Raw genomic sequence first — 11981 nt, 5'->3', positions numbered from 1 at the left:
GCGTCTACCAAGGAGGGCGCCCACGGCGCCCTCTCTGCTTTGATGCCCTGCGGAAAATCACTTGCTCGTTTTCTGCACCTGGCCGCGGATCTCGCCGTCGGGATTCTTCTCGGTGTGGACATTGACGTAGTACTTGCCACTCGCCAGGTCGTTGGCCTGTTCGTCGGTCAATGTCGCCGATCCCTTGCTTCCGCTCTTCGTGTCAGGAATTGGCACTGCAATATCCGCATTCTTGCCCGGCTCCGCTGGACCGTGGAAATGCGCGGCCATGGGTTCGCCCGTCAGGCCGGAATATTTCAGCGTCCATTCCATCGTCTTCGTGTCGGGATCATAGGTGACGGTCACGAGGCCCGTTCCCTTGCTTTTGGTGGGCGGGACTTCATGGGCGCCGTCCATCTTGGCGGTGAACTTCATCGGCTCCGCCAAGCCGGGCGAGATCATGAGCACGGCGGGGATGGCGAGACCGGCAATCAGCACGGAAAGTCTGAAAGGTTTCATGTCACTGCCTCCGGTTGGCATGGAAGCGTCGCCCGGAAGACGAGCTTGCGCTTCCGGCGGAAAGACCGAAAACGGATAGAACCTTCCGAGGTTGCCCTTGTGGCAACGAAAAAGGGGCGGTTTCCCGCCCCTCGCAGTCTCGTCCTCCCGAACCGAGGCGCTTACTTGATCGCCTTGTCGGTGATCTCGGTGGTGTAGGCGCCATGCGGCTCCTTGGAGATGATCTTCTGGTCGAGCAGCGCCTTGGCAGTGCGCTCGTAAGCCGCCGGGATCAGCTTGCCGTCGGCGTTGTCGATGAGCTTGGCAACTTCGCTCATCATGCGCTTCTGGTGATTGTCGTCCTGGCCGCCATTGTCCATGACGATTCCTGCCGCTTCGTCATTGTTGTCCACGGCATACTTCCAGCCCTTCATCGAAGCGCGGACGAAGCGGACCATCTTGTCCTGGAAGGTCGGGTCCTTCAGCTTGTCTTCCAGCGCGTAGAGGCCGTCTTCGAGCAGGTCGTTACCCATGGCGCTGTAGTTGAAGACGATGAGGTCTTCCGGCTTGTAGCCGGCGTCGATGAGCTGCCAGTACTCGTTATAGGTCATGACCGAAATGCAGTCGGCCTGCTTCTGGATCAGCGGCTGCACGTCGAAGCTCTGCTTCAGCACGGTCACGCCGTCCTTGCCGCCTTCGGTCGAATAGCCGAGCTTGTTCATCCAGGCATAGAACGGATACTCGTTGCCGAAGAACCAGACGCCGAGCGTGTGGCCCTTGAAATCGGCCTCGGTCTTGATCGGGCCGTCCTTCGGGCAGACCAGCTCCATGCCGGCCTTCTTGTAGGGCTGGGCGATGTTGACCAGCATCACGCCCTTGTCGCGCGCGGCCAGCGCACCGCCCATCCAGTCGACGATCACGTCGGCGCCGCCACCGGCAATCACCTGCTCGGGAGCGATATCCGGGCCACCCGGCTTGATGTCGACGTCAAGGCCTTCGGCTTCATAGAAGCCCTTCTCCTTGGCGACGTAGTAACCGGCGAACTGCGACTGCGTCACCCATTTGAGCTGCAGCGTCACCTTGTCTGCGGCCCAGGCATGGGCCGCGGCCAGCGACATCGTGCCGGCAAGCATGGAAACAATCAGTTTTTTCATTTTATCACCCTCTGAAGTGCGCCTACCCACCACGGACAGACGGATGCCAAAATGTAACGGCCCTTTCGACAAGGGCGATCGCGCCATAGAAGACCGAACCCGCAAGCGCCGCAACCGCGATCTCGGCCCACACCATGTCGATGTTCATGCGGCCGACCTCGGTTGAGATGCGGAAGCCCATGCCCACGACCGGGGTGCCGAAGAACTCGGCCACGATGGCACCGATCAGCGCCAGCGTCGAATTGATCTTAAGCGCGTTGAAGATGAAGGGCGCCGCTGCCGGCAGCCTGAGCTTGAGCAGCGTCGTCCAGTAGCCCGAGGCATAGGTGCGCATAAGGTCGCGCTCCATGTGGCCTGAGGCGGCAAGACCCGCCACCGTGTTCACCAGCATCGGGAAGAAAGTCATGATGACGACCACGGCAGCCTTGGAATGCCAGTCGAAGCCGAACCACATGACCAGGATGGGCGCCACACCGATGATCGGCAGCGCCGACACCATGTTGCCGATGGGCAGAAGCCCGCGCCGGAGGAAGGGTACCCGGTCGGCCAGGATGGCGGTCGCAAAGCCCGCGCCGCAGCCGATGATGTAGCCCACTATCACCGAATGGAAGATCGTCTGGTTCACGTCAGCCCACAGCACCGGAACCGAGTTGACCAGCCTGACGCCGATGGAGCTTGGTGGAGGCAAGAGTACGAAGGGAATGCCTGCCCCGCGCGTGATCGCCTCCCAGAGGATCAGGATCCAGGCGCCGAACACTGTGGGGATCAGCAACCGCAGGAATGTGCTCACGGCGCGGTCCTTCGGCCGCAATGCCGAAAGCACGGTCACGCAGCGCCACGCCAGAAGCCAGGCGGCGGCGATCAGCAGAAAGAACGGCGCCCGCGCCGCGCCCTCGTTCCCGGCGATGCCGGCAAGGAGCAGCCAGGCTGCGCCATGGGCCCCGACAAACAGGATCACCGCGGCAAGGGCATCGGTGACCCGCATCGCGGAAATCAGCGCGGCGAGGCCGACGAGCGCGAATATCGTAAACGTCGTGCCCAAGCTGAACGGATTGCTCCCCTCGGCGCCGGCAAGCGGCAGCGTGAATGCCGCGATGACGCAAAAGACGAGCGCCAGAGCCGCCTGCCATGAGATCTTCAAAGCGCTCATGCCGGCCTCCCGCCCATCGAACGTTCGACGATGCGCCCTGCGACCCCCACCAGCGTCACCAGCAGCACCGCCACCACCGAGCCGGCTACCAGCGCCGACCAGATGTCGATGGTCTGGCTATAGTAGGCGCCGGCCAACAGCTTGGCGCCAATGCCGGCCACCGCGCCGGTGGGCAGTTCGGCCACGATGGCGCCGACTAGGCTTGCCGCCACCGCCACCTTCATCGAGGCGAAGAGATACGGCACCGAGGCCGGTACCCGCAGCTTCCAGAAGGTCTGCGAGGCGCTGGCGTTATAGGTGTGCATGAGGTCGAGATAAAGAATTTCGGGCGAGCGCAGGCCCTTCACCATGCCGACGGCGACCGGGAAGAACGACAGATAGGTCGAGATCAGCGCCTTGGGCAAAAGGCCGGTGACGCCGATGGCGGCAAACACCACCACCACCATCGGCGCGATGGCGAGAATGGGGATGGTCTGCGAGGCGATGATCCAGGGCATCAGGCTGCGGTCGAGCGCGATGAAATGCACGATGCCGACCGCGATCAGGATGCCCAGAACCGTGCCGAAGGCAAATCCGAGCAGCGTGGACGAAAGCGTCACCCAGGCATGATAGACGAGGCTGCGGTTGCTGGTGATCTTCCGCGTAAAAGTGTTTTCGAAGAAGTTCGTAGCCACCTGATGCGGCGCGGGCAGCGTGGGCTTGGCCTGCGCAAGCGTCTTGCCGATGAATTCGGAGAATCTCGGATCCTCGCCGGCGCGGCGATCCATGTCGCGCTGAACCGGGGCGTTCATGATGACGGCGAAGACGTACCAGAGCACGACCAGCCCCGCGAGGAGCGTGGTCACCGGAATGATCTTGTCGCGAAAGCGATCCATGTCCGGCCTCAATCGTCGTAGGAATGGCCGGCCCGCAGGCCGTCGCGCACCCGCGCGGCGATTGCCAGGAACTCGGGACTCTCGCGGATGTCGAGCGGCCGCTCCCGCGGCAGGGTCGACTCGATTACATCGGTCACGCGGCCAGGGCGCGGCGACATCACCACGATGCGGGTCGACAGATAGACCGCCTCCGGGATGGAGTGGGTGACGAAGCAGATCGTCTTGTTGGTCTGGCCCCAGAGTTTTAGAAGCTGCTCGTTGAGATGGTCGCGTACGATCTCGTCGAGCGCGCCGAAAGGTTCGTCCATCAAGAGCAGGTCGGCATCGAAGGCGAGCGCGCGCGCGATCGAGGCGCGCTGCTGCATACCGCCCGAGAGCTGCCAGGGATATTTCTTCTCGAAGCCGGAGAGATTGACGAGGTCGAGCGTGCGCTTGATGCGCGCCTTCCGCTCGTCGCGCGAGATTCCCATGATCTCCAGCGGCAGCGCCACATTGTTCTCGATGGTGCGCCATGGAAACAGCGCCGCCGCCTGGAAGACATAACCATAGGCGCGAGCCTCGCGCGCCTGCTGGGGCGACATGCCGTTGATGGAAATCGAGCCCGAAGTCGGCCGTTCGAGGTCGGCGATCACGCGCAGGAAGGTGGTCTTGCCGCATCCTGACGGACCGATGAAGGAGACGAACTCCCCCTTGCCGATCGAAAGGTCGACATCCGAAAGCGCCCTGACGGGCCCGTCGCTGGTCTGGAAGGTAAGCCCGAGCTTACTGGCTTCGATGACGGTATTGCTGTGTGCTGGCTGCAAGCTGCTGGCTCTTTCCAATTTCCGTTAATCGATCAAAGCGTATTTCGGGGGTCGACACACGGGCGCAAGCGCGAAATGAGCCCGAAAAACAACGGGCTGAGGCCGTCTCCTGACTCGATTCCGCAATTTGGTCGCAGAAGCGCGTTTCCCGCCCCGCTGAGGCATCGGACCGAAAAGTGGAATGCGGTTTTCGGAACTTTCCGATGCCTGCTGAGCTGCCGGATCGTTAGGCGCGCGGCCTCGCGGCCGTCCTAAGGCGACCGGTCGCTATGTGCCGTATGTGAAAATCTTCCTCATTCTCCCATGTTCCCCTTGGCGGGCCGCGCGCTTCTTTTGGCGCGTCGGCCCATTCTTGTTCGCGGCTATGCTACTCCACGATCTCCGCGGTCTCCACCACTGCGTGGAAAAGCACGTCGCAGCCGGCGGCTGCCCATTCCGGATAGATTTCCTCGGCCTCGTTGTGGCTGAGCCCATCCACGCACGGGCACATGACCATGGCCGTGGGTGCGACGCGGTTGATCCAGCAGGCGTCGTGGCCCGCGCCCGAGACGATGTTGCGGTGCGTGTAGCCCAACCGGTTGGCCGCGTCGCGGATCGCCTTCACGCAGCCCTCGTCGAACGTCACCGGGTCGAAATGGCCGACCTGCTCGATCTCGAAGGAAATATCGAGCGCCTCGCAGATGGTGGCGATGCCGTCGCGGATGCGCGCATCCATCTCGTCCAGCACTTCCTTGTCGGGCGAGCGGATGTCGATGGTGAATACGGTGCGGCCGGCAATGATGTTGCGCGAGTTCGGATATACCTCCATGTGCCCAATCGCACCGACGGCGTCCGGCTGGTAGTCCATCGCCACTTCGTGCACCAGCTCGGTCACCCGCGCCATGCCGAGGCCCGCATTGCGGCGCTTGGGCATAGGCGTGGAGCCGGTATGCGCTTCCACGCCGGTCAGCGTCACCTGCAGCCACTTCAACCCTTGTCCGTGGGTGACAACGCCAATCTCGATTTCTTCGTCCTCGAGGATCGGTCCTTGCTCGATGTGCAGTTCGAAAAAGGCGCGCATCTTGCGCACGCCGACCTTCTCGTCGCCCTTCCAGCCGATGCGGGCGAGCTCGTCGCCGAAGCGCTTGCCTTCGGCGTCCTTGCGGTCATAGGCCCAGTTCTGGTCAAGCACGCCGGCGAACACACCCGAAGCCAGCATGGCAGGGGCAAAGCGCGTGCCTTCTTCATTCGTCCAGTTGGTGACGACGATGGGATGTTTGGTCTTGATGCCGAGATCGTTCAGCGTGCGGATGACTTCGAGGCCGCCCAGAACGCCGAGCACGCCGTCGAACTTTCCGCCGGTCGGCTGCGTGTCGAGATGGCTGCCGACATAGACCGGCAAGGCGTCGGGGTCGGTGCCCTCGCGGCGGGCGAACATGGTGCCCATCTCGTCAACGCCCATTTCGAGGCCCGCGTCCTCGCACCACTTCTTGAAGAGGTGCCGGCCTTCGCCGTCGGCGTCGGTCAGGGTCTGGCGGTTGTTGCCGCCCGCAACGCCCGGTCCGATCTTCGCCATTTCCATCAGCGAATCCCACAAACGGTCTGAATTGATTCGCAGATTCTCTCCCGGCGCCGCCATCTTATCTTTCCCTCGGTCTGCGCTTTGGAGCAAGACGATGCTCCAGGCTTTTGTTCTTTGAGCAAGATCTCATCCAAAAAGTCTGCAACTTTTCGCTGCGCGGACCTTCGGTTTGGGATCATGCTTGAAAAAGCCGGAAGGCCTTTCGGCCTCCCGGCATGTTTGGTCTTAGTCGATCATGTTCAGCACTTCGCGGACATGATCGATCAGTTCATCGATCTGCCCCTTGGTGATGATCAGCGGCGGCGACAGCGCGATGATGTCGCCGGTGGTGCGGATGAGCGCGCCGCGCTCGAAGGCCTTCACGAAGGCCGAGAAAGCGCGCTTGCTCGGGCTGCCGGGGATCGATTCCAGCTCGATCGCGCCGACGAGGCCGATATTGCGGATGTCGATGACATGTGGCTCGCCCTTGAGCGAGTGCAGCGCCTCTTCGAAATAGGGAGCGAGTTCGGCGCCGCGCGTCAGCAGGCCTTCTTCCTTGTAGGTGTCGAGCGTGCCGAGGGCCGCGGCCGACGCAATCGGGTTGCCCGAATAGGTGTAGCCGTGGAAGAACTCGATGAGGTGCTCGGGGCCGTTCATGAAGGCGTCATGGATTTCCTTCTTCACGAACACCGCGCCCATCGGGACGACGCCGTTGGAGACGCCCTTGGCAGTGGTCATGATGTCGGGGATGACACCGAAATAGTCGGACGCAAACGGCGTGCCGAGACGGCCGAAACCGGTGATGACTTCGTCGAAAATCAGCAGGATGCCGTGCTTATCGCAGATCTGGCGCAGGCGCTGCAGATAGCCCTTCGGCGGAATGAGAACGCCGGTCGAACCAGCCACCGGCTCGACGATGACGGCCGCGATCGTCGAGGCGTCATGCAGCGCGACGATGCGCTCCAGCTCGTCGGCGAGCTCCGCGCCATACTCCGGCTCGCCCTTGGTGAAGGCGTTCTTGGCCGGCAGATGGGTGTGCGGCAGGTGGTCGACGCCGCCCAGAAGCGTGCCGAACATCTTGCGGTTGGTGACGATGCCGCCGACCGAAATGCCGCCGAAATTGACGCCGTGATAGCCGCGCTCGCGGCCGATCAAGCGGGTGCGCGTGCCCTCACCCTTCACGCGCTGATAGGCGAGCGCCATCTTAAGCGCGGTTTCGACCGATTCCGAACCGGAATTGGTGAAGAACACGTGGTCCATGCCCACGGGCGCGATATCGACCAGGCGGTTCGCCAGTTCGAACACGATCGGGTGGCCCATCTGGAAGGCCGGCGCGTAGTCGAGCTCGGCGGCCTGGCTCTGGATCGCCTCGGTGATCTTGGGACGGCAGTGGCCGGCGTTAACGCACCAGAGGCCAGCGGTGCCGTCTAGAATCTTGCGACCGTCGCTTGCCGTATAGTGCATGTCCTTCGCACTGACGAGCATACGCGGCGCCTGCTTGAATTGGCGGTTCGACGTAAAGGGCATCCAGAATGCGCTGAGGTCGTTCGGCGCGACGTTCTTTCTATTGGACATAACCAAGCTTTCCTTTTGGGGTCCCCTGTTTCATTGCGGCCAACGCTTGGTCTTTGCGGTACTTCTGTGTTACGCAATTTTTGACCGATTGGACAAACGTTAGCACCGCCAGACGGGCGGTCAAGGGAATACTAGCCCATATGCACGCGCGAAATCGCGTTCCACCGGCCAAGAGAAACTGGTCCAGCGGATTGGTCCACAACCTGATTTTATTTTTTGGCCCGAGGAGGCTGGCATGAGCAGCCAAAGCACCGTCCCTCCGCGCCGAACCCGCATCCAGCAGGAGAAGCGGGAGCTGATTCTCGAGGCGGCGCTTGAGGTGTTTTCGACCCACGGCTTTCGCGGCTCGACCATCGACCAGATCGCCGACGCGGCGGGCATGTCCAAGCCCAACCTGCTCTATTATTTCCGGCGCAAGGAAGACATTTACGAGACGCTGATGGAGCGCCTGCTGAAGACCTGGTTGGCGCCGTTGCGCGAGCTGGACGACAGCGGCGACCCGATCGCCGAGATTCGCGGCTACATCCGCCGAAAGCTGGAAATGGCCCGCGATTTTCCGCGCGAGAGTCGGCTGTTTGCCAATGAGATCCTGCAGGGTGCGCCGCGCATCATGCCGCTGCTGGAAGGCGAGCTGAAGGAGCTGGTCGACGAGAAGGCCGAGATCATCAAGGGCTGGATGCGCGCCGGCAAGATCGTCAAGACCGACCCCTGGCATCTGATCTTCTCCATCTGGGCGACGACCCAGCACTATGCCGATTTCGACGTGCAGGTGCGCGCAGTCCTCGGCCCCGACCGTGGCGCCGAAGGCCGTTTCGAGGATGCCGCGCGCTTTCTCGAAAACCTTTTCATCCACGGGCTGGCACCGCATAAGGACTGAACCAGCAGCCCCGGCGCGCGACTTTCGTCCGGCTATCCACGAACCCGCACTTCGGCCATCCTGACTGAACCTCCCCGCAGCTGCAGCCGGCTGGGCCCCGGCTTCCGTGCGGGTCGAGCGACGGAGGAGACGTCCATGGCAAAGCTGATCGTGATGTACGGGACGCCGAAGGATCCGGCGGCCTTCGACCGCTACTATTTTTCCACGCATGTACCGCTAGCCAGGAAGATTCCCGGCCTTGAGAAGTACGAGATAAGCGAAGGTGCCGTGGCCAGCTCGGCGGGCCCAGCACCTTATTATCTGGTCGCGGTGCTTCACTTCTCCTCCATTACCGCGCTCGAAGCGGCCCTTGCTTCGCCCGAAGGCCAGGCGGCAGCGGGCGATATCCCGAACTTCGCCGACGGCGGCGCCGACCTGTTCTTCTTCGACAGCAAGGAGGTCTGACGTCTCCGGCCGATGCCGGTCGCGTCCCGTCCCCTCAATCGCGCGGAATCGGCTGGATCGTGAAGATGCCGTCCGTTTCGGGATAGGCGACATAAATGTCGTCCGGCGTGTCGAAGCGGATGCGCGTCTTGCGCTCGGCATCGACCAGATCGATGGCCCAGCCCTCCAGCAGCCGCCATGCGGTGATGTCACCTAAGACCGGGAATGTCGCGGCACAGGCGGGCGCAAGCTCGATCTCCATGCCGCCGATGGTCTGGTCGCGCTTCAACACGACGTTGCAGTGCTTGCCGCCACTCGAGTCGCTGATCGCCCATGGGCCAAACATATCGGCGACGAATTCCGGGTCGGCAGCCTCGACGTCTATCGGCTTCAAATTGTCGAAGACCGCGTCCCCCGCGAAAGCTTGTCCGAATTGCAGGCAGGCGCCGGCAGCAAGGCCAAGTACGACAAAGCGCATTTTCTCCCCCTCCATTTCCGCACAGCAAAGCATTGCGCGGCAAAGCGGACAAGACGCACGAAAGATGAATGAGCAGCCGATGAAGCCGGTGAAGCTGCATAAAAGCGCCTGCCGACGCGGTTTTCGCCGGCAGGCGTGGGTTTCGATCCAGGATTTGTGGAAAAGCTATGCGGCCTCGGCGTTCTCGACCGGGTGAATTGCATGGAACGACGCGCATAGCCGGTTCCAGATGTTGATCATGCCCACCGCAACCGTAAGCTTGACTAGTTCCTGCTCTGAGAAGTGCTTGAGCGTCTTCGCGTAAAGCTCATCGGAAACGCCGTCCTTGGAGATCAGCGTCACCGCCTCGACCCAGGCGAAGGCAGCGCGCTCGCGCTCGGAAAACAGCGGCGACTCCTTCCAGGCCGCGACGAGATAGAGCCGCTGCTCGGTCTCGCCGTCATGGCGTGCCTCACGGCTATGCATGTCGACGCAATATGAGCAGCCATTGATCTGCGAGGCGCGCAGCTTGATCAGATGCAGCAGGCTCATTTCCAGGCCGCATTCGTCCACGGCCTTGTTGAGAGCCCGCACCTCTTTGAACAGCTCAGGTGCGGCGCTGTAGAAATTCAGTCTCGGCTTCATGACAATTCCTCTCTCTATCGCTTGGTTGAAGATGATTTTTGCGGCCGCTGATGGCGCGCGACGAATGCACAATTGGCCGTCACGGAACGCGGATCGGCTTCCGCCAGATATTCGGCCACGATGTCGGACAGGCGCTCGGCCGCAAGCGCGGCCCGGTAGGCCCTCTCCGCCCGCAGCATTGCGGCATTGATCCCGCACGGTTTTACATAGACCGAAGCCGGCAATTTGGCCGGGCTGCGCTGGCGGATTTCGGCGCAGCGAAACGCCGGCTGGGGCCCTTCGACAGCGAGCACGATGTCGAGCAGCGAAATCTCCTCGGCCGGCCGCGCCAGCCTGTAGCCGCCGGCCGGGCCTGGCACGGACTCGAAAATGCGCGCCGCGACCAGCGCGTTGAGATGCTTCAGCAGATAGCTGGACGACACGCCGAACTGCTCGGCCAGCGCCGCACCCGGCATGGTTGCGCCCTCATCCGTGCCAGCGAGAACTGCCGCGCAATGGATTGCCGCCTCGACGCCTTCACTCAGCTTCATGACTCGCAACTCCTATTCATAGATATTTTTTATCCTGGATAATTTTTATCGTCAATTATACAAATAGAAAACTGGCGGGCCAAAGGCCCGCCAGTTCTGCAAATCTGTGGCCAGGCGGAGCCCATCCCCTATTCGGGACCCGCCTGGTCGGGAGGAACCTTATTCCGCGGCCTGCCGGGCCATCGGATTGTTCGGGTGCGTGGTCCAGTTGGCGTAGTCGGGCGAAACCGTCTTGCCCGTGCGCTTGTCGAGCGCGCCCACAGCCAGCGACTCCATGGTGATGCAGCCCTCGACCGGGCAGACATTGACGCACAGATTGCAGCCCACGCACTCTTCCTCGATCACCTCGAAGTGGCGCACTCCGTCGACCATGCTGGTGATTGCCTGATGCGAGGTGTCCTCGCAGGCGATGTGGCAGCGGCCGCACTTGATGCAGGCATCCTGGTCGATATGCGCCTTGGCGATGTAGTTGAGGTTGAGATACTGCCAGTCGGTGACGTTGGGCGTGGCTCGCCCGATGATGTCGTCGAGCGTCTTGTGGCCCTTCTCGTCCATCCAGTTCTCGAGGCCGGCGATCATCTCCTGTACGATCTTGAAGCCATAGGTCATGGCCGCCGTGCAGACCTGCACGTTGCCGGCACCGAGCGCCATGAACTCGGCCGCATCGCGCCAGGTGGTGATGCCGCCGATGCCCGAGATGGGCAGGCCGCGGGTTTCCGCATCACGCGCGATCTCGGCCACCATATTGAGCGCGATCGGCTTCACCGCCGGGCCGCAATAGCCGCCATGGCTACCCTTGCCGTCGATGGAAGGCTCGGGCGAGAAGCTGTCGAGATCGACCGCTGTGATCGAATTGATGGTGTTGATCAGCGACACCGCGTCGGTGCCGCCGGCATGTGCCGCCCGGGCCGGCTTGCGGATGTCGGTGATGTTGGGCGTAAGCTTGGTGATGACGGGCATACGCGTGTACTGCTTGCACCAGCGCACCACCATCTCGATATATTCCGGCACCTGGCCGACCGCCGAACCCATGCCGCGCTCGCTCATGCCGTGCGGGCAGCCGAAATTCAGCTCGATGCCGTCAGCGCCAGTTTCCTCCACCAGCGGCAGGATCGCCTTCCAGCTCTCCTCCACGCAGGGCACCATGATCGAGGCGATCAGCGCCCGATCCGGCCAGTTCATCTTCACCTGCTTCATCTCGCGCAGGTTGGTCTGCAGGTCGCGATCGGTGATCAGCTCGATATTGTTGAGGCCGAGCAAGCGGCGGTCGGCGCCCCAGATCGCGCCGTAGCGCGGGCCGTTGACGTTGACGACCGGCGGGCCCTCCTCGCCCAGCGTCTTCCAGACCACGCCGCCCCAGCCCGCCTTGAAGGCGCGCTCGACATTGTAGGCCTTGTCGGTGGGCGGCGCGGAAGCCAGCCAGAACGGATTGGGCGACTTGATGCCAATGAAGTTGTTGCGAATGTCAGCCATGC

13 protein-coding genes are annotated in these 11981 nt (G+C 62.4%); 2 read left to right on the top strand and 11 right to left on the bottom strand.

The annotated features are described in order from the left end of the window. Positions 1–57: 57 nt before the first annotated feature. From C7I85_RS00410 to C7I85_RS00380, 7 genes are all read right to left on the bottom strand, one after another. Entirely contained in the window at positions 58–498 is a 441-nt protein-coding gene (locus C7I85_RS00410; RefSeq protein WP_106721986.1) for a CHRD domain-containing protein, read from the bottom strand. A 161-nt stretch (positions 499–659) separates the two neighbouring features. After that, positions 660–1631 (bottom strand): ABC transporter substrate-binding protein, encoded by a 972-nt coding sequence (locus C7I85_RS00405; RefSeq protein ID WP_106721985.1) that lies wholly within the window; start codon positions 1629–1631, stop codon positions 660–662. 22 nt (positions 1632–1653) lie between these two features. Beyond that, the gene (locus C7I85_RS00400) at positions 1654–2781 is read right to left on the bottom strand and encodes an ABC transporter permease (protein ID WP_106721984.1); all 1128 of its coding nucleotides are present in this window, start codon (positions 2779–2781) and stop codon (positions 1654–1656) included. Then, positions 2778–3656, bottom strand: coding sequence for an ABC transporter permease (locus C7I85_RS00395; protein WP_106721983.1), 879 nt, complete (start codon positions 3654–3656; stop codon positions 2778–2780). The genes C7I85_RS00400 and C7I85_RS00395 overlap by 4 nt, the downstream gene beginning before the upstream one ends. An 8-nt stretch (positions 3657–3664) precedes the next feature. Then, the gene (locus C7I85_RS00390) at positions 3665–4459 is read right to left on the bottom strand and encodes an ABC transporter ATP-binding protein (protein WP_106721982.1); all 795 of its coding nucleotides are present in this window, start codon (positions 4457–4459) and stop codon (positions 3665–3667) included. Positions 4460–4826: 367 nt separating this feature from the next. Further along, positions 4827–6077 carry a Zn-dependent hydrolase gene (locus C7I85_RS00385; protein ID WP_106721981.1) on the bottom strand — a complete coding sequence of 417 codons (1251 nt, stop codon included), beginning with the start codon at positions 6075–6077 and terminating at the stop codon, positions 4827–4829. Between the two features lie 168 nt (positions 6078–6245). Then, the gene (locus C7I85_RS00380; RefSeq protein ID WP_106721980.1) at positions 6246–7574 is read right to left on the bottom strand and encodes an aspartate aminotransferase family protein; all 1329 of its coding nucleotides are present in this window, start codon (positions 7572–7574) and stop codon (positions 6246–6248) included. Between the two features lie 235 nt (positions 7575–7809). Here C7I85_RS00380 and C7I85_RS00375 point away from each other — a divergent pair, with 235 nt between their 5' ends. Together C7I85_RS00375 and C7I85_RS00370 are read left to right on the top strand one after the other, a co-directional pair. Next, complete coding sequence (locus tag C7I85_RS00375) at positions 7810–8451, top strand: TetR family transcriptional regulator C-terminal domain-containing protein (RefSeq protein ID WP_106721979.1); 642 nt, start codon at positions 7810–7812, stop codon at positions 8449–8451. A gap of 135 nt (positions 8452–8586) precedes the next feature. Beyond that, complete coding sequence (locus tag C7I85_RS00370; protein ID WP_106721978.1) at positions 8587–8895, top strand: EthD family reductase; 309 nt, start codon at positions 8587–8589, stop codon at positions 8893–8895. A gap of 34 nt (positions 8896–8929) precedes the next feature. Here C7I85_RS00370 and C7I85_RS00365 read toward each other — a convergent pair whose 3' ends face one another. From C7I85_RS00365 to preA, 4 genes are all read right to left on the bottom strand, one after another. Next, entirely contained in the window at positions 8930–9352 is a 423-nt protein-coding gene (locus C7I85_RS00365; RefSeq protein ID WP_181257039.1) for an AprI/Inh family metalloprotease inhibitor, read from the bottom strand. A 165-nt stretch (positions 9353–9517) separates the two neighbouring features. After that, positions 9518–9976 (bottom strand): carboxymuconolactone decarboxylase family protein, encoded by a 459-nt coding sequence (locus tag C7I85_RS00360; RefSeq protein WP_106721976.1) that lies wholly within the window; start codon positions 9974–9976, stop codon positions 9518–9520. Between the two features lie 14 nt (positions 9977–9990). Next, positions 9991–10506 carry an RrF2 family transcriptional regulator gene (locus C7I85_RS00355; protein ID WP_106721975.1) on the bottom strand — a complete coding sequence of 172 codons (516 nt, stop codon included), beginning with the start codon at positions 10504–10506 and terminating at the stop codon, positions 9991–9993. Positions 10507–10665: 159 nt separating this feature from the next. Continuing rightward, positions 10666–11979 (bottom strand): NAD-dependent dihydropyrimidine dehydrogenase subunit PreA, encoded by a 1314-nt coding sequence (gene preA / locus C7I85_RS00350; RefSeq protein WP_106721974.1) that lies wholly within the window; start codon positions 11977–11979, stop codon positions 10666–10668. Positions 11980–11981 lie beyond the last annotated feature (2 nt).

The organism is Pseudaminobacter soli (ex Li et al. 2025), from assembly GCF_003012705.1.
Lineage (GTDB): Bacteria > Pseudomonadota > Alphaproteobacteria > Rhizobiales > Rhizobiaceae > Pseudaminobacter > Pseudaminobacter soli.
The sequence above is the reverse complement of the archived record's forward strand: the minus strand, read 5'-3'. Positions and strand labels throughout refer to the sequence as shown.

What these genes read in the sequence shown, in the direction of transcription:
- C7I85_RS00355 (WP_106721975.1), bottom strand. Translation starts at nt 10,506, where the DNA reads ATGAAGCTGAGTGAAGGCGTCGAGGCGGCAATCCATTGCGCGGCAGTT.
- C7I85_RS00360 (WP_106721976.1), bottom strand. Translation starts at nt 9,976, where the DNA reads ATGAAGCCGAGACTGAATTTCTACAGCGCCGCACCTGAGCTGTTCAAA.
- C7I85_RS00375 (WP_106721979.1), top strand. Translation starts at nt 7,810, where the DNA reads ATGAGCAGCCAAAGCACCGTCCCTCCGCGCCGAACCCGCATCCAGCAG.
- C7I85_RS00365 (WP_181257039.1), bottom strand. Translation starts at nt 9,352, where the DNA reads ATGCGCTTTGTCGTACTTGGCCTTGCTGCCGGCGCCTGCCTGCAATTC.
- C7I85_RS00410 (WP_106721986.1), bottom strand. Translation starts at nt 498, where the DNA reads ATGAAACCTTTCAGACTTTCCGTGCTGATTGCCGGTCTCGCCATCCCC.
- C7I85_RS00395 (WP_106721983.1), bottom strand. Translation starts at nt 3,656, where the DNA reads ATGGATCGCTTTCGCGACAAGATCATTCCGGTGACCACGCTCCTCGCG.
- preA (WP_106721974.1), bottom strand. Translation starts at nt 11,979, where the DNA reads ATGGCTGACATTCGCAACAACTTCATTGGCATCAAGTCGCCCAATCCG.
- C7I85_RS00370 (WP_106721978.1), top strand. Translation starts at nt 8,587, where the DNA reads ATGGCAAAGCTGATCGTGATGTACGGGACGCCGAAGGATCCGGCGGCC.
- C7I85_RS00400 (WP_106721984.1), bottom strand. Translation starts at nt 2,781, where the DNA reads ATGAGCGCTTTGAAGATCTCATGGCAGGCGGCTCTGGCGCTCGTCTTT.
- C7I85_RS00380 (WP_106721980.1), bottom strand. Translation starts at nt 7,574, where the DNA reads ATGTCCAATAGAAAGAACGTCGCGCCGAACGACCTCAGCGCATTCTGG.
- C7I85_RS00385 (WP_106721981.1), bottom strand. Translation starts at nt 6,077, where the DNA reads ATGGCGGCGCCGGGAGAGAATCTGCGAATCAATTCAGACCGTTTGTGG.
- C7I85_RS00405 (WP_106721985.1), bottom strand. Translation starts at nt 1,631, where the DNA reads ATGAAAAAACTGATTGTTTCCATGCTTGCCGGCACGATGTCGCTGGCC.